Source organism: Emergencia timonensis (assembly GCF_900086585.1).
Taxonomy (GTDB): domain Bacteria; phylum Bacillota; class Clostridia; order Peptostreptococcales; family Anaerovoracaceae; genus Senimuribacter; species Senimuribacter timonensis.
The window spans coordinates 2,156,290-2,175,796 of record NZ_FLKM01000009.1 but is presented as its reverse complement, the minus strand read 5'-3'; the positions used below and the strand labels follow the sequence as shown (position 1 = coordinate 2,175,796).

Sequence of the window (19,507 nt, the reverse complement as noted above, 5' to 3'; positions counted from 1 at the left end):
GTTATAAAAAGAACGGACAGAACTGTCGCAAGAATTTAGCGACCGACCTGTCCGTTTTTTATGGCCTTATAAAATTATACTAATTCATCTGTATCTGCTGTGTTGTCAGCATTTTCTTCGTTATCAGCATCTTCTTTCGTTTTTACGTCGGCATCCTTTGTCGCCGGCTGATGGCTGTTGTCTTTTTCTTTATCTTGATCAGCATCTGTCGGGTCTTCCTCGCCAGGTTTATCGTCATTATCATCTACAATTGGCTGTGGATCAGGATCAAATAGGATGGACCAAGTTGTTTCATCGATAACGCCCGTCACTTCAATATGAAAGGCTGTCTGGAATTCTTCCACGGCAGATTTCATTTCACTGTCAAAGAGTCCGTCTTCTGTACCGTTATAGTAACCTAATTCTCTCAGACGTTTTTGTGCCGCCTTATTGTATTCCTTGTACTGTTCCGCATTATTTCCTATGCTGAGCTCATATTTAAAACTATCAGGATCTAACTCGAATACCACGTTATAAGTCTTGGTTATTGGATTCATAGAGTAAGATTTCAGAGATGTCAATTTTTTTCCCTTGGTGTTGTAAAAACCGCCTACCTTGTAACCGATATCCGGTTGAAAGAATGTTCTCAGCTTGTACTTCTTTGATTTATCAAAAGTGATATAGATATATCCATTCTCACCAGCAGTAATGGTCGTATTACGCTTATTGGCATAGATTTTGACCTGTTGTAATTCATTTCCTATTGTTTGCACTGAAGTTAGTTTTTTACAATTGGTTAAATCTATGGTCGTCATCTGATTGTTTTGCACTTCAACCTTTCTCATTTCAGTGTTATTCCTAAGATTTAGCGAGGTGAGATGATTGTCTTTCAAATATAGATATTTCATCTTGCTGAAGCTGGAAAAATCTGCGTCGCCATTCAGGCCGAATCCGTTCCATCTGATGCGGGCAATTCTTCCTTTTCCATCACCATAGAAGTTGTTTATAACGCCGTCGCCCCAAGTCTTTTTATTGGATTTAACGTAGTCCTTGTTCAAAAGCTTACCGTTGGTTACACCGCCTGCACTCGTCTCCAGGAAAGTAGTCAGCTTCTTTATTTCGTTGCTGTTCGACACTAAATATCCCACAAAATTATTTCTGTACACATTGAAAGAAATATGGGATACCGCAAACTGTTCATCGGAAGGATCGAAATAAGTGTAATTGGTAACACCGTAATACTGCCAGGCATTTGTCGTTTTATTCCAACGATTGTTGGTGCCAGTAGTGGGATCGACGAAAATCCATCTGCCATTGACATAAGATTCGGCCCACCAGTGATCTCGAGTAGTTAAATCGCCTTCGGTATTCCAATTATATGTTGGTGCGCTGGCTCGATGACCATATACCAGTCTGGTAGGGATTCCCTGTGCTCTAGCCAGGGCCAGGTAGATGCCTGCAAAGCCTTGGCATGTCGTTGCTACCCGTCCTTGATTATCACTGTTTGCGCTGGCGATTTTATTTTCACGATTGTACATGTTCTGGTAAGGATTCGCATACTGGTATGAATGGGTAGAAAAGGCCACCGTATCATAATAGAAGTTTCCTGCAGCATACTCGTAGATTTTTATGAGTTTATCATAGTCGTTATATGTGCCAGTCGTAATTTTATCAGATAATCGCTTGATATAGCTGATTTTTTCACTATTCATATCTTCTCTGACATTTGTTTTAGGATCGACAAATAGGAAACGAACGTCTTCCATAGACTTATCGAGATATTCACTGGGAGCAAGTCCGCTGTTTTTCTGCACAGAAGCATTCTCTTCGATGATGTCATCGTATCTTGGAATCGATGGCATTCCATCTTCAATGATGATAGGGAGATTCTTGTATAAAGCGCCCTTACTCGGTATTGTTTCATAGGTATCAGCGTAATTTTTCAACTGCGATATATATAAAAAATACTCGCCATCAGGGACCTCTATATCGGCAAAATCTAAAGTATATTCGAATCCGTAAACTGACTTACCCATAGAAGAACTGCCCATATACTGTGCTGTAACATAAATGCCGGGATTGTTCACTTCGGTTTTTGGATTGACGCCATAGAGGGCAACGCGGAACTGCACAGACGGCACTACTGTCCGCAGCTGAATATGCAGTTTACTGCCCTCAATCGTTCCTTTGCAATATTCACTGGTAGAAGTGTTGCTGGAACTGAAGGTATTTGTCCGGGTCGGTGTATCAACTTCTTGAATTGCAGCAAAGGCAGAATCAAAGGGGATACAGGATATAATTAAAGCTAGTACCAATATGATAGCTGCTGATGATATTTTATTTCGTTTTAAATTCATTTCCATACCTTTCCTAAAAAAATTCACTCATTAGTATTGTAAACAAATTCCGTGTGGTTTACAACAGGAAAAAAATAATGTTTAAAAAAACACCTCACACTGAATATTCAGGTGAAGTGTTTTCATAAACAAACTATTTCAATGCTTTTATTACAGGGCTATTTTTTTGTATAGTGTGTAACGTTGTATTTCTTTCTCTTTTGCTCTAACTTGTATAGCAGATAATCGTTTGTCAGCGGTGTAAACTTTTCAATTTTAGGGTAACCAGGCGCTCTGTTGATTTCAGGCAATTTCATGCCGTCCTCTGAAATCGCTACGTCGAAGCCTAAATATTCCAATTGAGGCATTGCATAGCTTAAATCGATGACGCCTTGTTTTACAATGTCCCAATTTGGCAGAATACCTTCAATCAATTCTCCCGTATCAGGATGGTGGGAGCATGGCAAGATGTTATTCTCTGTAATAATCTTTCCATTGTGGAATCTTCCTGTTTCAATATCCACTTGCACAAACATGCCGCCTGCGCCCATGTTATCGACAGCGCCTGTTTTTGAAGAGCCGAATCGCATGTATGCGTTGCCGATTTCAGGCGTCTTGCCATCTTTTTTGAAGACGATGATTCTCAGCGTATTCACCGCGCCGTCATAGATCTTTTTCAGAGAAGAGTGCATCTGAATATACTCTGTAATCAGATATTGGCTTTCCTCGTTGTTGAGTATTTCGTATACTTCGTCTTTTGAACTTTCTTTGTGGTTCAGATAATATTTTCCGTTGTGATAAGAAAACTTATAAAAACCCTCGCCTTGTGAACCTCTCTGCGGCTTGCAGGCTAAGACGCCTACTTTTTCAACCAATCTGAATATGTCTTCGAAATCAGTTCCAAAGCCCTCCGGACAGTCCATCAGCGGTATGATGCGCTTCTGACCGTTTCTGACGGAGATATGGTAATAGTACTGCGGGAAGAACTGATTGTAGTCACTGCAGATATATTTGACAGTGATCTTGTCTTCCAGCCATACTCTGTATTTGTTATTGATGTGTCTTAAATAACGATAATCATAATCGGAAATGAAATCCTTGTAGTTGTCCTCAGTAATTCCATACTGCTCTAAACGGTAGGATAAGAAGCCGTGTTTATAAGCCCAACGTTTCTCTTTGAGAGAAACGCCATTTCTGGAGAACAAATCATCCCACATGGTAATATGCCACCATTTATATATCAGAGGACGCATTTTAGGAGGGCATAGAAATCTGGTCAATCTGATCCACATAAAAGTATTTGATTTTTTCTTGAAGTTCTTCTTCTTATTCGCCCATTTTGCAGCTTCCTTCTTCGTCAGGTTTACCTTCAGCTTTAGGTAATCCGTCATTTCCTCGTTAAATCCAACTACTTGCGGATAGCTTGGATGTGCGGCAAAGTCAACCATTTTGATTCCGTCATCGGTGAGAATCGCATCGATTCCCATATATTCAATCTGTGGAATGAATTTTCCTATCTTTTCAACCAGATTTAAAATCTCGTTCCAATTACCGATTTGACCTTTTAAAGGTGCGTTAGTGGTCGGGTGGGTTGTTATTTCAGCAATGCGGTTGCCTTGTAATTGTTTACCGCCATCAAAGGTGCCGTCTTCCAGGCATATCGGTACAAACACTCTTCGCGTCACTTTCTGAGGCTGTCCCTGCAAAGGAAGGACGACTTCATTTTCCATGAAGTTTCTGCCGATCGTGTCGTCGTCTTGATCAATTTCCGTGTCTTTTGCCTGCATGTCAGATTTAGAGTCTAAATCTTCTTCGTTACCCATAGAGGTAGTGCCTTCTGCATAAAAGAACTCATGATTGCTGTATTGTTTAGAGGCGTTGATACTGAGATAAGCCTGTCCGACTTTCGGATTGTCTCCATATTTATTATATACGATTAGTTTCAAGTAGTTTGCATTGCCTGGCTCAATTGTTTTGGTAGCTTGACCGCATTCGACATATTCCATGATAACGAGAATTCCCAAGCTATCGATAATCTTATTGATCAGTTCTTCGTCAGAGACGATTTCATCATCTATGGCGTACTGACCATTCTCATAAGCGAGAGTGATGAAATTCGTACCGAGGGTTTTTGCAATAGACAGCTTTCCTTTGTCTTGAATCAACTGAAGAATTCCTTCGTAGGTATCCTCATATTCGTCAGGACAATCCAGCAGCTTGATGATCTGAACGTCAGAGTCGCGCTTATAAAGCTGAAAATACTGTCTGGGCAGATATTCTGCAAAAGGCTTTAATACGTCTCTTGTAGTTACTCTGTCGTTGATCCACTTTCTAAAGATATCGTTGACGGGGAAAATGTGACAATAATCATAGAGAGAAATAAAATCCTCGTAATTATCGTCGTTGATACCATATCTTTCCACGACAGAAGGTAAAAAACCGTGTTTGTATGCCCACTTTTTTTCTCTTTCCGTATAATTTTGGTTATATTTCTCGTCATATTGTTTTGCATTGAGCCACCAGCGGGCTTTACCGCCGTAGAAGCCGTTGATCCGCATATGCATTATTTTAAACTTTCGTAATAAACTCATAAATTGCCTCCTGTGTATTGTTCCTGTCTCATGGACGAACATAGTCATTATACAATGTTTTGGGGAGAAAAGCAATAAAAATGTAAAGCAAAAATCCTTGACAGCCTGAGCAATGTATGATAAAGTATCATGGTGTTAAGGAATTTTGCTTAACAGAAGAGGAAAAAAGATGATGGACAGTATTACAGAAGCCAGTCTTTTGTACGATTTTTACGGACAGCTTCTAACAAAGCGGAAACAAGAAGTGATGGAACTTTATCACGAGGAGAACCTTTCTCTGGCGGAGATTGCAGAGGAATTTGGAATTTCCAGAGCAGCTGTTCACGATTCGCTGAAATCTGCGGAGAAATCACTGAAAGAATACGAAGAGAAACTGGGTCTTGTATCTAAGCTGATGCAGTCAAACGAGGTCATCGCCAAGATTGACTCCATGCTTTTGGAGCTGGCCCGGAAATATAATGGAAATCAAGAATTAGTAGATGGTTTAGAAGAGATTAAGTCCGTTATCAACGGACTGGAAAGGCTGTAGCATGGCATTTGAAAATTTATCCGATAAATTACAGAGTGCATTTAAAAAGCTGAAGGGCAAAGGCGTACTGACAGAGGCCGATATCAATGATGCGATGCGGGAAGTCAAGCTGGCGCTTTTGGAGGCAGACGTCAACTTCAAAGTTGTAAAAGAATTTGTAAATGACGTGAAAGAGAAGTGTCTGGGTTCAGAGGTTTTGGAAAGTCTGACGCCTGCACAGCAGATCATCAAGATCGTAAATCAAGAATTAGTTGACTTGATGGGCGGCACTAACAGCAAGCTGACCTATTCCCCGTCAGGATTTACTACCATTATGATGGTCGGTCTGCAGGGTACAGGTAAGACGACGACTTGCGGAAAGCTGGCGAATTACCTGAAGCAGAGCGGTAAAAAACCGATGCTCTGCGCCTGTGATATCTATAGACCGGCGGCCATCGACCAGCTGGAAGTGGTGGGTAAGTCGGTTAACACGCCTGTATTTACCAAAAGAGACAGCAGGGAACCGGCAAAGATCGCCTTAGAGGCCAAGCGAGAAGCTGAGAAAAAAGGCTTTGACGTATTGATTGTCGATACGGCCGGACGACTGCAGATAGATGAAGCCTTGATGGACGAACTTGTGGACATCAAAGGAACCGTAAAACCCCATGAAATACTGTTGGTGGTTGACGCCCTGACCGGTCAGGATGCAGTAAACGTCGCCAAAGGCTTCAACGAGAAGCTGGGTGTCGACGGTATTGTCATGACCAAGATGGACGGCGATTCCAGAGGCGGCGCGGCGCTTTCCGCCAAGAAGGTAACCGGTAAGCCGATTAAGTTTATGGGTATGGGCGAAAAGTTCGACGCGTTAGAACCTTTTCATCCTGAAAGAATGGCCAGCAGAATCCTGGGGATGGGAGACATGCTTTCTCTCATAGAAAAAGCAGAAGCCTCTTTTGACCAGGAGAAGGCCGAGAAGCTAGAAAAGAAGCTGAAGAAAAATCAGTTCACTCTGGAAGATTTCCTGGATCAGATGGGCCAGGTCAAGAGTATGGGCGGCGTCGGCAAAATCTTGGAGATGATGCCGGGAATGAGTCCGGCACAGATGAAGGGCGTGGACCTTGCAGAAAGCGAAAAAGAATTTCGCCAGATGGAGGCCATCATTCAGTCAATGACCCGGGAGGAACGGCAGGAGCCCAACTTGCTCAATGCCAGCAGACGAAAGAGAATCGCGGCGGGCTGCGGACAGCCGGTCAGCAAGATCAACAATCTCATCAAGAGATATGAAGAGACAAAAAAAATGGTAAAACAGTTCTCTAATCCAAAAGCGATGAAGAGAAACAAAATGTTCAGAGGTTTGTTTTAAGCTAATAATTCAGTAAGTGACTGAGTTTAAGATAAGAAAAATGATAAAAGGAGGAACAATATAATGGTTAAGATCAGATTAAAGAGAATGGGTGCTCACAAAAAGCCTTTCTATAGAGTAGTTGTTGCAGACTCTCGTACACCAAGAGATGGAAAGTTCATCGAAGAGATCGGTTACTACAACCCACTAGTAGAGCCGCCTACAATCAAAATCGACGACGAAAAGGCTAAAAAATGGTTAGAAAACGGCGCACAGCCGACAGAAACTGTTAAAAGTCTTTTCAAGAAGTCTGGCATCATTGAGTAAGAAAGCGGTGAGACGACGTGACTAAATTAGTTGAATCAATTGCAAAATCACTGGTCGATCATCCGGAGCATGTGGTTGTGACAGAAGAGCATGACAGACATGGCAGCGTTTTGCAGCTAAAAGTTGCTGCTGACGATATGGGAAAAGTGATCGGCAAACAGGGTAGAATTGCAAAAGCACTGCGCACTGTTGTCAAAGCAGCCGCAACAAAAGAAAACAAAAAAGTAGTAGTAGAAATCGTCTCAGAAGACGAATAGTATTACGAGCAAGGGCACATGGATTTACTTTGGTATTTTCATGTGCCTCAAATATAATAGGAGAAAAATGGAAAAAATTAAGATTGGGAGAATCGTAAACGCCGTTGCCCTGAGAGGTGAAGTGAAGGTTTACAATTACTCCGGTTACAGAGAGAGATACGAAGAACTGGAACAAATCTTTGTCGAAGATAAGAAATACGAAATTGAAAAAGTCAGGTATCAGCAGCAGATGGTGATTTTGAAGCTTTCTGGCGTTGACGACAGAAACGCGGCGGAGGCCATGAAGAACAAGGACATCTTTATTACAGAGGATGATCTTCTTGAGCTGCCAGAGGATACCTTTTATATAAGAGATCTGATCGGCCTGTCCGTCATCGATGAAGAGAAGGATCAGATTCTAGGAACCATCAAAGACGTGCTGCAGCCATCCTCACAGGACCTATATGTGGTCAGGCTGGCAAAAGGCGGCGAGGTTCTGATTCCCGTCGTTTCAGAATTTGTAAAGGAAGTATCCCTTGAAAAGGGATACGTAAAAGTGCGTTTAATAAAAGGGATGATTGAAGATGAAGATTAACGTATTGACTCTTTTCCCAGAGATGTTCACAGCCGTCACTGGCAGCATCCTGGGCAGAGCCTGCGAGAAAGGCATCATTACATTCAACTTTATCAATATCAGAGATTTCAGCAACGATAAACATAAAAAGGTCGATGATTACCCTTTCGGCGGAGGTCCCGGCATGGTCATGATGGCAGATCCCATCTTTGGTGCCCTGAACTCTATCGACGCGAGAGGCAAAAAGATTCTCTACATGTCTCCGAGGGGCAATATTCTTGACCAGACAAAGATTCAGCAGTTGGCAGAAGAAGAAGAGCTAACCATTCTCTGCGGCCATTATGAAGGGGTCGATCAGAGAGTTTTGGATCACTTTGATATGGAGGAGGTTTCGATTGGAGACTATATTTTAACAGGCGGCGAACTGCCAGCTATGGTCCTGATCGATACTGTAGCCCGCTTAATCCCCGGCGTATTGGCCGGCGAAGATTCTGCCACAGAAGAATCCATTTATTCGGGCCTCTTGGAATATCCGCAATACACGAAACCGAGAAGTTATGAAGGTATGGATGTGCCGGAGATTTTGGTCGGTGGCAATCATAAACTGATTTATCTTTGGAAATTTGAACAGTCTTTGCGCCTGACCAGGGAAATGAGGCCGGATTTATTTGAAGAGTTTGTGAAGAACAGTAAAAAACTGACAAAAGATGAACATAAGGTATTGGAAAAAGTATTAAAATGATGTAAAATAATTTTATGAGTAAATTTAGAAAAAAACCAATATTAATTTTTGTAATAGCCTTAATCGCGCTGTACATAATTATATATATTATACCAAAAGTGACGGGGGCATTGGTGTCCTCTTATACCGTAGAATACGGAGAACTGAAAGTGGCCGACGAGACGCAAGGATATCTGGTCAGAGACGAGCAGGTTTACGTCTCAGCGGCAAGCGGTAAGGCAAATCGTTACATCAAGGGCGGAACCTTAGTGCGTGCTGGGACAACCGTCATGGAAGTGACCGGCAGTTCAGAAAGCGAAGTGTCTGCCAAATATACGGACATGCTGACCAGGCTGGGGGGAGACGCTGTATCGACCAGCGATTTTTCTGTAGCAAAAGGCGGTGTCATCAGCTATTATGCAGACGGCTACGAAGGGAAGATCAGACCGGACAATATGGAAAATGGTACTTACGAGTATTTCAGCAAATTGAGTCAGGACAACGTTTTGGATCTTGCGAGAAACTCCATCGCCAAAGGCGAGCCTGTATTCAAAGTTGCGGACCGCACCAAATGGTACATCGTCTGCTTCATCGATAAAAAGAATCTGGGCCGTTACACAAAAGATCAAGAAGTGACCGTGGAATTTGAAGACGATTTTGTCAGAGCCAAGGTTTACAAAGCCGATGAACAGGATGGCAAAGGGCGAGTCATTTTAGTGACTGACTATTATTATGAGAAATTCGCCAGGATGAGAGTAGCTGATATCTCCCTTGTAACAGACAGCGGCAAGGGTTTAATTATTGAAAACAGCAGTATTACTGAAGAAAAAGGGATGCAAGGGGTTTATGTGAAGAACAAGACCAACGATTATTATTTTGTTCCCATCAAAGTCATCGTCAGCGACGGTGAAAAGTCTTTAGTGAAAGATACCTATTTCTATGATAAAGAGACAGATAAGACATACGATACCATAGAGATTTACGATGTGGTTCTCAAGGAACCAAAATAATGCTATAATAAAATTTATGAAGGCAGGTGTAGAAATGTCAATTAAATCAAATATCGAGTATATTAACGAATTAAAGGCAGCGGCTGCTGAAAAATCAGGCAGAACTGGTGACGATGTCCTTTTAGTTGCTGTAACGAAGCTTCATACGCCAGAGGAAATGAATGAAGCTATTGACGCAGGGATTACCGATATTGGGGAAAATAAAGTACAGGAAATTATGGACAAATTTGATCGAGTGAAGCCGGTGAGATGGCATTTAATCGGTCATCTACAGACCAACAAGGTTAAATACATTATCGACAAGGTGAGTCTGATTCACTCTGTTGATTCCCTCCATCTGGCAAAGGAGATTAACAAGAGAGCCCAGCAGCACGATTTGACCATGGACATTTTAATTCAGGTAAACTCGGCAGAAGAGGATTCCAAGTTTGGAATTACCACAGATGAAACTGATCAGCTGATCAGAGACATTGCAGAGCAGTGCCCGAATATTAAAATAAAAGGGTTGATGTGTATCGCACCTTTTGAACAAGATCCCAACGATGCGAGAGAATATTTTGCAGAAGTTAAGAAAATATATGACAAATACGTTAATGAAGAGAGTGACAGGGTAGATTTTGAGTATCTGTCAATGGGAATGACCAATGACTTTGAGGCAGCCATAGAAGAAGGCTCCAATTTGATCAGAGTCGGAACAGCCATTTTCGGGTATAGAGATTACCGCAAAGAAGAAAAGTGATACCTAGGGGAGGAAAAAGTTATGGGTTTTGCAGAATCAATCAAAAAAGTAATCGGTATAGAAGAGCTTGACGATGACGAAATGATTACAGAGGAAGAAGTCAACGCAGCAAAAGAAAAAATAGCGAAAGAGCCGAGACGCTCTTATGTCAGCGATACGGTGACCACAGAAAAGAAGCCGAAGCCGCCTATGAGCAGCAGCTCTTCAAAAGCCTCTGAAAAGCGCTTTTCTGTTACGAACACCAGCGCTTTTAAACTGGTCTTAATTGAGCCGAAAGCTTTCGAAGAATGCCCGAAATTAGTGGACAGTTTAAAAGGCAGAAGACCGGTTATAATTAATTTAGAGAAACTGGAAACAGAGGTTGCGAGAAAAATCTTTGATTTCATGAGTGGAGCGACTTATGCTCTGAATGGAAATGTGCAGAAGGTTGCGAACAATATCTTCATCTTCGCACCAGAAAATGTGGATATTTCTTCTTCTCAGGATGAGAGAACTGCTTTTGATTTCTCATCCGATGAAAAAAGTCCTTGGAGGTAATTGACAGGTGATATACGTTTTAATTCGAGCGATTAACTTATTTGCACAGTTAATTTCTTTTGCTCTGATTGCCATGTGTGTGATGAGTTTTTTTGTTGCGTATAATCCATACTCATCAGCAGGCAGAATATACCAATTTCTGGCCAAGATTACTGATCCGGTGGTAGCGCCGTTTCGTAAGTTATTGATGAAATTCAATACAGGGCCGGTAGATTTTTCTCCGATGCTGGCAATGATTGCAATAGAAATCATTTCAAGAATTATAATACGGATATTGATAATGTTTGCACTGTAAACGAAAGGATATACTATGATTACGCCACTTGAGATAGAAAACAAACAATTCGCCAAAGCAATGAGAGGATATAATGCAGACGAAGTAGATCAATTTCTGGATGAAATTACTCTTGATCTGCAGAAACTTCTCGCAGAGAATGAACGTTTAAAAGCAAAAGTTGAAAGTTTGGAAAGTGATCTGAATCAGTACAAAAAATCAGAGACCTCTGTGCTGAATACTCTGGAGTCAGCCAAAAAACTGATGAGGGATATTTCAGAAAGTGCGGAGAAGCGAGCAGAAATTATCATCAAAAATGCCCAGTTGGATGCCGATGTCATGCAGAGAGATGCGAAAGAATCCATCTCTAAGCTGACAGAGGAGGGAGCGAAGCTGAAAGATAAAATCACCCGATTCCGGGGCAGATATAAACAAATATTGGAGGATGAGCTCAATGAACTGGACGGCTCCAGTGAAGAATTGCTGGCTGACTTAGAAAGGGACTTTTTGCCGGCTTCTATGGACGAACCGGTGAAGAAAACGGTACCGACGCAGGCATCCGTGATGAAGGAACCAGTTCCTCCAGTTCCAGAGGTCAGGATTCCTTTGAAAGGCGAAACCATGGTAATTGATGAAAAATCTTTTGAGGATATGTTGATGGAGGATTTCGGCAAGGGGAAACAAGAAGAACCGAAAAAGACCATTGTAAAAGAGGATTTGACAAAGACGAGAATCATCTGATGGTGTATGTCGCACAATAAAAAGTTAATGGGAGGCGGGGCACCAGTTGCCCCGTGATTTATATGAAATATTATTTGACTGCAGCCCTGGTAATCGCCTCGGACCAAGTCTCCAAAGCGGTGATCAGAATGACAATGCATGTAGGCGATTCTATCAGCATCTTGGGAGATTTTTTTCGGCTGACTTATATAAGAAACAGTGGCGCAGCTTTCAGTATGATGAGCGGACAGCGACTCTTGCTGGTCGTCATTCCAATTGCAGGTATCGTTGCAGCGCTGTGGTATCTGCACCGCCATAGAGGGGAACACTGGACACTCTACGCTTCTTGGACCCTGATTATCGCAGGCGGAATCGGCAATCTGATCGATCGCATTGCTTTTGGTGAGGTTACCGATATGTTTGATTTCAGCATTTTTCCACCAGTATTCAATATTGCTGATATCGCGGTGACTTTTGGCTGTGCACTGTTTATCGTTTATATTCTAGCAGGTGACAGGCTAAAAAAACATGAGTGAGAAAGAAGAAAAATATCAATTTTATATCGAAGAAGAACAGAAGGGCACCAGAATTGATCTCGTGCTCTCTTTGTCTTTACCGGATACGTCGAGAAGCTTTATTCAGAAACTCTTTGAAAAGGGAAACATTCTGGTAAACGGAAAGCCCTGCACATCTAAGAAATACAAGGTAGCTGCCAGCGATCTGGTTGAGATTACGATACCGAAACCTGTCGACCTGCAAATAGAAGCGGAGGACATTCCCATCGACATCGTATATGAGGATGAGGATCTACTGGTGGTCGATAAGCCGCGGGGAATGGTCGTTCATCCGGCAGTAGGCAATTATACGGGCACTCTGGTTAATGCGGTCATGTTTCACTGCGGAGAGAGACTGTCTTCTATCAACGGCGTGATACGTCCCGGCATCGTTCACAGAATTGACAAGGATACCAGCGGACTTTTAATGATCGCGAAAAATGATAAGGCACACGAATCTTTGTCTGCACAACTGGCGGAGCACTCCATCACCAGGCGATATCAAGCGTTGGTCTATCACAATATAAGAGAAGACGAAGGCACCGTAAATGCACCCCTAGGGAGAGATCCGAAAAATCGGTTGAAACGGGCTGTTACGAATATGAATGCCAAGCATGCAGTCACCCACTATAAAGTGCTGGAACGTTTCGGCAAGTATACCCTGATTGAGGCGCAGCTGGAAACAGGACGAACTCATCAAATCCGGGTTCATATGGCTTACATCAAACATCCTCTGGTGGGAGATCTGCTATATGGGCCGAAAAAACAGACCGTTCCAGTAGAAGGACAGATGCTTCACGCTAAAACCCTGGGTTTTGTACATCCTAGAACCGGCGTTTACATGGAATTTGACAGTCCTCTGCCGGAATATTTTGTAACGATATTGACAGGACTCAGAAAGGAATAGATTATGACAAAGAGAGCAATGAAACCAGGAACGATGCTGAATCCTCTGCCAGTGGTCATGGTATCCTGCGGCAGCGATAATGAAAGAAATATCATCACCATCGCCTGGACGGGCATCATCAATTCAGAGCCTCCCATGACCTATGTCTCTGTCAGAAAGAGCAGACATTCTCACCAGCTGATCAGTAAAAGCGGTGAATTTGTCATTAATCTGACCACAGAGAATTTGGCCAAGGCAACTGATTTCTGTGGCGTAAAGTCAGGCCGTGATATGGATAAATTCAAAGAGACGGGACTGCATCAGGAAAAGGCTGAAATCGTCTCTTGCCCTATGATCTTGGAGTCCCCGGTAAATTTAGAATGTAAGGTGCTGGAAGTCAAAGAATATCCATCTCACGATATGTTTATTGCAGAAATCGTCAAGGTTCACGCAGATGAGAAGCTCTTTGACGAAAAGGGACGAATTTGCCTGGATGAAGCAGGGATGCTCAGTTACAACCATGGCGAATACTTTGGTCTCAAAAGGCAGCCTCTCGGTAAGTTCGGCTACTCCATCATGAAGCCGAAGACGCGTAAACGAATCAATCGGGAAAAGATGGCGAGAAATACCAATCGAAGGAAAAAAAGAGGCTGACATAACAGCCTCTGATGATACAAAACCGTGCGCTTCGTATTTGATATTCTACAATCTATGACAGATTAAAAAAATGTTATGAGTAGGTGTCGGCAAATAATCTGTAGTGATAGCTTACCTTCAGTGACTAAGGGTACACAAATTCACTGAAAATGTTGTCAATCCTGGATATGTTTGACGAACTTGATACAATCTTCGCATACGTATCCGCCTTTAAATACGGTGTTGTGATAGATGTTTCCGCAGAGTGAACAATTCTTCTTCATTACGCAGGACCCTCCTTCTATGGTGCACGGCTGTATCTCGTATAGTTACTGTAATCCTGTTGTATGGGGAATGCAAGGGAAATCATCTGATCTGTTCGTTTTTGAACTTTTTTTGTAACGATTTAGTATTTTTTTGTAAAGGAGCTTGTAATCATGTATGAGAATTTTGCTTTCGAGAAGAGAGCACGTGCCGTCACTGGCTATCATTTTCCTTGTGACAATGCGTCCTATGTGATGTGCTTGATTCACGGAATTGGCGAGCATGCGGGAAGATACCAACGCATGGCAAAGAAACTGGCAGAGAAGGGAATCGCCGTGCTATCAATGGACCTGAGAGGGCACGGGATTTCCAGCGGTGTACGAGGCGATACTGCGCCGCGAAAAGAAGTTTTAGCAGATGTAGATGCTTTGATCGAGTATGCGCAGGAGCTTTATCCAGGGCTTCCGCTGATCTTGTATGGGCACAGCATGGGCGGCAACATCTGCTTACATTATCGAGCCGTCGGCAGAAAAAACGATGTGCCGCAGAAGTATATCGTGTCGGCACCTTGGATCAAGCTGGTAATGCAGATTCCTGGGCCGCTGTATACCTGCGTGAAGGCTGCTTCGAAGGTGTTTCCGAAAAAGACCATCGCTTCATCCTTTCCGGAAGAAGATTTGGGGAATTTGAAATATGTCAGACCTTATCACGACGACCCGCTGGTTCACGATAAAATTTCCCTCAGGTGTGCCGTGGATTGTTACGACTTTGGCAATGCCATTGCAGCGGGCGTAAACGAGGATAACCGCGGTGCAGAAGGAAAATCTCTGTTGCTGATGCACGGTGATATGGATAAAATCTGCGATATCAAGGGGAGCAGAGCAGTCGCAGGACGTCTGTCTGGTACAGCAGGATTTACTTATATCGAGTGGCCGGGTTACTGCCACGAAATACATAATGGCGGTCCAGAGACTACCGGCGATGAAGTTATAGCAAAGATCATTGAATTTATTTTAGAATAGGAATAGACGGGAAATGAGAGCAATAAATGAGGAAAAAACCAAGGAACTGATGCAGGAACTGCTTCCTGATGATCCGCAAGAAACATTGAAGATATTGGAAGAGTTTGACGTTTTGATGATGCGATATGATTCCGCTATCAGAGAAGTGAGGACGAAGCTGGAGATTCTCAATGACGAGTTATCTCTGCTGGCAGAACAGAGCCCAATTTCTTCGGTATCGTCAAGAAGAAAAAAACCGTTCAGCATTTTGGAAAAATTAAAGCGACAGGGAGACGCCATTTCTTTAGGATCGATTCAAGAGAATCTTAATGACGTTGCGGGAATCAGGGTCATCTGTTCTTTTGTAGATGATATTTACAAAGTTGCGAGAATGCTGGTTCAACAGGACGATATTAAGTTAATCAGAGTCAAAGACTACATCCAGAATCCCAAACCAAACGGATACAGAAGTTATCATATGATCGTGGAAGTACCCGTATTTTTCTCCAATGAGAAGAGACCGATGCGGGTTGAGGTGCAGATTCGAACTGTGGCTATGGACTTCTGGGCCAGCCTGGAACATCAGATGAAATACAAACAGGATATCGACAATGCAGATGAAATAATGACTGAGTTGAAGGAATGCGCGGATACCATCGCAGAGACTGATATGAAAATGTTAAAAATCAGGGAGAAAATTAGAAGATTACAAAAATAAAACAAAAAAATGACCAAAAAAAGAGGCTTGAATTGAAGTAGTATTAGATTTAGTCTAATACTAAGGAAATTGCCTAAATATATTCATAATTATCAGGAAATTTTTCATATTCTTTTCTAATGGGGACGGATATACTGTAATTATCAAATAAAAGTAAAATTGTTTTTTTAGGAGGTAATTATGAATTCCATAGAGAGAGTTACAATGGCATTAAACCATCAGGAACCTGACAGGGTGCCAGTATATCCGTTAATTAACAGCGTATCCATGCAGACCCTCGGTATTGATTACGAAGAATGGTCCAAGGATGTGGACAAATGTGCAGAATCCATCATTAGAGCAACGGACGAAATCGGTGTCGACGCAATTTGCACTTTGATTGACCTTTCTGTAGAAGCGGCAGACTGGGGGCAGAAGGTGGTTTACAGCCCGAAAAACGCGGCACATCCAGATATGGATGACAGACTGCTTAAAAGTGAAGATGATTATGACAAGGTAGAGATTATCGATCCTAGAGAAACACCTAGAATGAGCGAACACATAGAGCTGGCGAAGAAGCTCTATGAAGCGAGAGGGCAGGAAAAACCGATTATCGGCTTCGTATTTGGCCCCCTGGGCGTACTGAGCATGATGAGAGGCCAGGAGCAGATGTTCTATGACATGATTAAATGCCCTGACAAGATGAACCAGGCTCTGCACAACATTACAGAAACCCTCAAGGAGTTTGCCATTGCATTGATTGAATCTGGTTGCCACGCGATTATGTTTGACACCTTATATTCATCAAAGACAATTCTCAGCCCTAAGATGTGGGATAAGGTGGAAGGCCCTCTCGTAGAAGAGTTGGCACAGACTGTGAGAGATCACGGCGCCATGGTTATGGTACATAACTGCGGAGAAGGTCTCTATATGAAAGAACAGATAAAGAGGATGCAGCCGGTTGCTTTTTCATTGGATCATTTCCCGCCTGACTGCAAGACGATGGAGGAGATGAAGGAAAAGTACGGCGACCAGACCACATTTATCGGTATGATTGAACCGGGCTGGCTTTTAGCTGCCACAGAGGATCAGGTCAGAGAGGAATGCAGAAACCAGATTGATGGTTTGGCCAAAGGCGGCGGATTTATTTTGGCGACTGGCTGTGAATATCCGTCAGCTTTGAACTTTGATATGGCAAAACTGATCGTTGAAGAAGCCCAGAATTACGGCAAATACCAGAAATAATATCGATCTATTTAAGCGTTCTTCGGATACTTTTCTTGAGAACGCTTTTTGACTTGAAGGAGGAAAATATGATTGCAATCGGTATCGACACTGGCGGCACCTGTACAGACGCTGTCATCTATGATGCGGCCAGTCATCAGGTCTTATCTTATGGAAAAACCCTCACCACGAAAAAAGACCTGAAGGTGGGAATTCTGGGAGCGCTGCGTTGTCTGGATCAGGAGTTATTGAAGAAAGCAGAGCACATTTCCCTCTCCACGACCTTGGCGACCAACGCCTGCGTGGAAGGTAAAGGCGGTCGGGCAAAACTGGTTTTTATCGGCGTGAAACCTGCGTTTGTGGAGAAAATGCAGGGAACCTATGGACTGCCGCCCGTCTCTGAAATTTATTTTCTGCCAGGTGACGCATCAGAAACAGTTGGCGAGGAAAAGAAACCCGATTGGGAACGATTTCGGGCAGACGTCAGAGAAATGTTTTGTGAATTTGACAGTGTCGCTGTGGTGCAGATGAATCCGAAATACAATGACGGGAAATACGAGCTGCTGGCAGAGAAGATTATCAAAGAGGAACTAGACGTTCCATGTGTGAGAGGCTATGACCTTTATCAGGAAATCAACGTGCAAAAAAGAGGCGCCACTGCCTTGCTCAATGCCAGACTGCTTCCTGTAATGAACGCATTCTTTGCATCTATCGACCGTTCTTTAGAGGAACTGGGTCTGAAGCTGCCAATATTGGTGGTCAAAAGCGACGGCAGCATTATGAGCAGGGAATACGCTGTGAGCAGACCTGTTGAGACATTGCTCTGCGGTCCGGCGGCCAGCATCATCGGCGCAATGGAGCTTTCCAGTCAAAAGGACGCGCTGATTGTGGATATGGGCGGCACGACCAGTGACGTGGCTCTGGTCAAAAACGGTGCGCCCATAACCAGCGCAGCAGGTATTTCCATCGGTGAATGGCAGACCATGGTCAAAGGTGTAACCATTGATACCTTTGCTTTAGGCGGAGACAGCGCCGTGGAATATGAGGATAATCAGATTTACTTGGACAAGAGGAGAGTGGTCCCGCTCTGTATGGCGGCGGCAAAACATCCTGAGATGGTGACAAAGCTTCACAATTTGGTGTCAACCTATGCGGCGTACAGTTATCCTGCCAACCAGTTTTTTATGCTTCTCAATGAGCCTGAGAATATAGAAAAATACACGGCTGGTGAGAGAAAACTGGTGGAAGCGTTGGCAAACGGTCCTTTGATCTTTGAGGAGGCGGCAGAAGCGGTCGGTGTCAGCCCCTATATTTTTAAAACGAAGCGGTTGGAAGACGAAGGGGTTATCATTCGCTGCGGCGTGACGCCGACAGATGTGATGCATCTCTATGGCGATTATACAGATTATAATGTGCAGGCCTCAAAGATGGGAATTGACTATTTACATATTGTAACGAGAAAGCCGGCAGAAGAGATCTGTCAGAGCATCTATGACTTGGCAAAGTGCAGGCTTTACGACAATCTGGTGAGGATCTTCATGAAATATGAAACTGGCAAAGAGCCTTCGCCTGCCAACAGAGCAGCAATGGAAAAGCTGACCAGGTATATCTTCGAATCATCGAGGCAAAAAGGCGGTTTTCAATTTCTGAAAGCTGACTTCGCTGCGAAAATCAATTTGATCGGCATCGGTGCGCCGACGAGAATCTTCCTTAAGGATGTATCTGATTTGCTTGGAACTGCTGCCGACATACCTGAATATGCAAAAGTTGCCAACGCCATCGGCGCGGCAGTCGGCAGCATTGTATCTGAATATGCGGTAAAAATTGAGCCGTGTGCATATAAGGGCGGATTTGGAAACTTTATGGTGACAGGTGGTGCTGAAGTCGTCACCTTCGAATATTATGATCAAGCGTTGGACGAAGCAAAGAGAATTGCTGAAGAAAGGGCTTACCAGAAAGCGGTAGATCAGGGCGCTGAAGGCAGCATCAAAGTAGAGCTGGCCGTCTTTGAAGACTATTATGATTTAGCCGGCGGCGAGGGTACACGCCTGTTTCTGGAGACAAAAGTCATCGGAAAGGCAGCGGCAGAATAAGGGAAAGAAAAAGCGTAAGGCAATTATAAGAATAACCGTCTTACGCTTTTTCATTTGTAAAATTGACTATAGATTGTCGATTTCTTCAATGGCAAGTCCTGTGATTTAGCATATCAGGACTGTCTCGATTCCCTCCGCCTTCATTCGACGAGCAGTTTCTATCTTTTCCTGGATTTTGCCTTCATCAAAAGCTTTTTCACGATCAAGTCGCATCTGTTCATCTAGTGTCATCAGTCTCCGCCTCCATTCAGACGTGTT

Annotated in this window: 21 protein-coding genes; 18 read left to right on the top strand and 3 right to left on the bottom strand. The window is 43.2% G+C overall.

Features of this window, described 5'->3' with window-relative positions; translation table 11 throughout:
- Nucleotides 1–74: 74 nt before the first annotated feature.
- Nucleotides 75–2,336, bottom strand: coding sequence for a peptidoglycan-binding protein (locus BN6539_RS21135; RefSeq protein ID WP_067542999.1), 2,262 nt, complete (start codon nucleotides 2,334–2,336; stop codon nucleotides 75–77).
- Between the two features lie 158 nt (nucleotides 2,337–2,494).
- Nucleotides 2,495–4,906 (bottom strand): sugar-transfer associated ATP-grasp domain-containing protein, encoded by a 2,412-nt coding sequence (locus BN6539_RS21130; RefSeq protein ID WP_067542998.1) that lies wholly within the window; start codon nucleotides 4,904–4,906, stop codon nucleotides 2,495–2,497.
- Between the two features lie 169 nt (nucleotides 4,907–5,075).
- Here BN6539_RS21130 and ylxM point away from each other — a divergent pair, with 169 nt between their 5' ends.
- The 18 genes from ylxM (at nucleotide 5,076) to BN6539_RS21040 (ending at nucleotide 19,249) form a co-directional block, all read left to right on the top strand.
- Nucleotides 5,076–5,435 (top strand): YlxM family DNA-binding protein, encoded by a 360-nt coding sequence (gene ylxM, locus BN6539_RS21125; protein ID WP_242869444.1) that lies wholly within the window; start codon nucleotides 5,076–5,078, stop codon nucleotides 5,433–5,435.
- A gap of 1 nt (nucleotide 5,436) precedes the next feature.
- Entirely contained in the window at nucleotides 5,437–6,777 is a 1,341-nt protein-coding gene (gene ffh / locus BN6539_RS21120) for a signal recognition particle protein (RefSeq protein ID WP_067542997.1), read from the top strand.
- Nucleotides 6,778–6,837: 60 nt separating this feature from the next.
- Nucleotides 6,838–7,083, top strand: a complete 246-nt coding sequence (gene rpsP, locus BN6539_RS21115) for a 30S ribosomal protein S16 (RefSeq protein WP_067542996.1) — start codon at nucleotides 6,838–6,840, stop codon at nucleotides 7,081–7,083.
- 17 nt (nucleotides 7,084–7,100) lie between these two features.
- Complete coding sequence (locus BN6539_RS21110; RefSeq protein ID WP_067542994.1) at nucleotides 7,101–7,340, top strand: KH domain-containing protein; 240 nt, start codon at nucleotides 7,101–7,103, stop codon at nucleotides 7,338–7,340.
- Between the two features lie 67 nt (nucleotides 7,341–7,407).
- Nucleotides 7,408–7,914 (top strand): ribosome maturation factor RimM, encoded by a 507-nt coding sequence (rimM, locus tag BN6539_RS21105; RefSeq protein WP_067542991.1) that lies wholly within the window; start codon nucleotides 7,408–7,410, stop codon nucleotides 7,912–7,914.
- Nucleotides 7,904–8,635 carry a tRNA (guanosine(37)-N1)-methyltransferase TrmD gene (gene trmD / locus BN6539_RS21100; protein ID WP_067542988.1) on the top strand — a complete coding sequence of 244 codons (732 nt, stop codon included), beginning with the start codon at nucleotides 7,904–7,906 and terminating at the stop codon, nucleotides 8,633–8,635. Before rimM ends, trmD begins: the two co-directional genes overlap by 11 nt.
- A 14-nt stretch (nucleotides 8,636–8,649) precedes the next feature.
- Nucleotides 8,650–9,624: an HlyD family efflux transporter periplasmic adaptor subunit gene (locus BN6539_RS21095; RefSeq protein WP_118335284.1), complete on the top strand. Its 975-nt coding sequence runs from the start codon at nucleotides 8,650–8,652 to the stop codon at nucleotides 9,622–9,624.
- Between the two features lie 34 nt (nucleotides 9,625–9,658).
- A complete protein-coding gene (locus tag BN6539_RS21090; RefSeq protein WP_067543648.1) occupies nucleotides 9,659–10,363 on the top strand; it encodes a YggS family pyridoxal phosphate-dependent enzyme in 705 nt (234 codons plus the stop codon).
- A 21-nt stretch (nucleotides 10,364–10,384) separates the two neighbouring features.
- Nucleotides 10,385–10,900, top strand: coding sequence for a cell division protein SepF (locus BN6539_RS21085; protein WP_067542982.1), 516 nt, complete (start codon nucleotides 10,385–10,387; stop codon nucleotides 10,898–10,900).
- 7 nt (nucleotides 10,901–10,907) lie between these two features.
- Nucleotides 10,908–11,195 (top strand): YggT family protein, encoded by a 288-nt coding sequence (locus BN6539_RS21080; RefSeq protein WP_067542979.1) that lies wholly within the window; start codon nucleotides 10,908–10,910, stop codon nucleotides 11,193–11,195.
- Between the two features lie 15 nt (nucleotides 11,196–11,210).
- Nucleotides 11,211–11,915 carry a DivIVA domain-containing protein gene (locus BN6539_RS21075; RefSeq protein WP_067542976.1) on the top strand — a complete coding sequence of 235 codons (705 nt, stop codon included), beginning with the start codon at nucleotides 11,211–11,213 and terminating at the stop codon, nucleotides 11,913–11,915.
- A gap of 62 nt (nucleotides 11,916–11,977) precedes the next feature.
- Nucleotides 11,978–12,430, top strand: a complete 453-nt coding sequence (lspA, locus tag BN6539_RS21070; protein WP_082907658.1) for a signal peptidase II — start codon at nucleotides 11,978–11,980, stop codon at nucleotides 12,428–12,430.
- Nucleotides 12,423–13,355 (top strand): RluA family pseudouridine synthase, encoded by a 933-nt coding sequence (locus tag BN6539_RS21065; protein ID WP_067542973.1) that lies wholly within the window; start codon nucleotides 12,423–12,425, stop codon nucleotides 13,353–13,355. Before lspA ends, BN6539_RS21065 begins: the two co-directional genes overlap by 8 nt.
- A 3-nt stretch (nucleotides 13,356–13,358) precedes the next feature.
- On the top strand, nucleotides 13,359–13,988 hold the full coding sequence (locus tag BN6539_RS21060) for a flavin reductase family protein (protein ID WP_067542970.1): 630 nt from the start codon (nucleotides 13,359–13,361) through the stop codon (nucleotides 13,986–13,988).
- A 419-nt stretch (nucleotides 13,989–14,407) separates the two neighbouring features.
- Nucleotides 14,408–15,256 (top strand): alpha/beta fold hydrolase, encoded by an 849-nt coding sequence (locus tag BN6539_RS21055; RefSeq protein WP_067542967.1) that lies wholly within the window; start codon nucleotides 14,408–14,410, stop codon nucleotides 15,254–15,256.
- 13 nt (nucleotides 15,257–15,269) lie between these two features.
- Nucleotides 15,270–15,953: a GTP pyrophosphokinase gene (locus BN6539_RS21050; RefSeq protein WP_067542964.1), complete on the top strand. Its 684-nt coding sequence runs from the start codon at nucleotides 15,270–15,272 to the stop codon at nucleotides 15,951–15,953.
- A gap of 180 nt (nucleotides 15,954–16,133) precedes the next feature.
- Nucleotides 16,134–17,177 carry a uroporphyrinogen decarboxylase family protein gene (locus BN6539_RS21045; RefSeq protein WP_067542961.1) on the top strand — a complete coding sequence of 348 codons (1,044 nt, stop codon included), beginning with the start codon at nucleotides 16,134–16,136 and terminating at the stop codon, nucleotides 17,175–17,177.
- A gap of 68 nt (nucleotides 17,178–17,245) precedes the next feature.
- Nucleotides 17,246–19,249: a hydantoinase/oxoprolinase family protein gene (locus BN6539_RS21040; protein ID WP_067542958.1), complete on the top strand. Its 2,004-nt coding sequence runs from the start codon at nucleotides 17,246–17,248 to the stop codon at nucleotides 19,247–19,249.
- 105 nt (nucleotides 19,250–19,354) lie between these two features.
- Here BN6539_RS21040 and BN6539_RS23150 read toward each other — a convergent pair whose 3' ends face one another.
- Nucleotides 19,355–19,480, bottom strand: a complete 126-nt coding sequence (locus BN6539_RS23150; RefSeq protein WP_276326628.1) for a hypothetical protein — start codon at nucleotides 19,478–19,480, stop codon at nucleotides 19,355–19,357.
- Nucleotides 19,481–19,507 lie beyond the last annotated feature (27 nt).

Coding starts and splice junctions, on each gene's coding strand:
- rimM (WP_067542991.1), top strand. CDS start 7,408: ATGGAAAAAATTAAGATTGGGAGAATCGTAAACGCCGTTGCCCTGAGA.
- BN6539_RS21130 (WP_067542998.1), bottom strand. CDS start 4,906: ATGAGTTTATTACGAAAGTTTAAAATAATGCATATGCGGATCAACGGC.
- BN6539_RS21075 (WP_067542976.1), top strand. CDS start 11,211: ATGATTACGCCACTTGAGATAGAAAACAAACAATTCGCCAAAGCAATG.
- BN6539_RS21090 (WP_067543648.1), top strand. CDS start 9,659: ATGTCAATTAAATCAAATATCGAGTATATTAACGAATTAAAGGCAGCG.
- BN6539_RS21095 (WP_118335284.1), top strand. CDS start 8,650: ATGAGTAAATTTAGAAAAAAACCAATATTAATTTTTGTAATAGCCTTA.
- ylxM (WP_242869444.1), top strand. CDS start 5,076: ATGATGGACAGTATTACAGAAGCCAGTCTTTTGTACGATTTTTACGGA.
- BN6539_RS21050 (WP_067542964.1), top strand. CDS start 15,270: ATGAGAGCAATAAATGAGGAAAAAACCAAGGAACTGATGCAGGAACTG.
- BN6539_RS21065 (WP_067542973.1), top strand. CDS start 12,423: ATGAGTGAGAAAGAAGAAAAATATCAATTTTATATCGAAGAAGAACAG.
- lspA (WP_082907658.1), top strand. CDS start 11,978: ATGAAATATTATTTGACTGCAGCCCTGGTAATCGCCTCGGACCAAGTC.
- BN6539_RS23150 (WP_276326628.1), bottom strand. CDS start 19,480: ATGACACTAGATGAACAGATGCGACTTGATCGTGAAAAAGCTTTTGAT.
- BN6539_RS21045 (WP_067542961.1), top strand. CDS start 16,134: ATGAATTCCATAGAGAGAGTTACAATGGCATTAAACCATCAGGAACCT.
- trmD (WP_067542988.1), top strand. CDS start 7,904: ATGAAGATTAACGTATTGACTCTTTTCCCAGAGATGTTCACAGCCGTC.
- BN6539_RS21135 (WP_067542999.1), bottom strand. CDS start 2,336: ATGAATTTAAAACGAAATAAAATATCATCAGCAGCTATCATATTGGTA.
- ffh (WP_067542997.1), top strand. CDS start 5,437: ATGGCATTTGAAAATTTATCCGATAAATTACAGAGTGCATTTAAAAAG.
- BN6539_RS21040 (WP_067542958.1), top strand. CDS start 17,246: ATGATTGCAATCGGTATCGACACTGGCGGCACCTGTACAGACGCTGTC.
- BN6539_RS21085 (WP_067542982.1), top strand. CDS start 10,385: ATGGGTTTTGCAGAATCAATCAAAAAAGTAATCGGTATAGAAGAGCTT.
- BN6539_RS21060 (WP_067542970.1), top strand. CDS start 13,359: ATGACAAAGAGAGCAATGAAACCAGGAACGATGCTGAATCCTCTGCCA.
- BN6539_RS21055 (WP_067542967.1), top strand. CDS start 14,408: ATGTATGAGAATTTTGCTTTCGAGAAGAGAGCACGTGCCGTCACTGGC.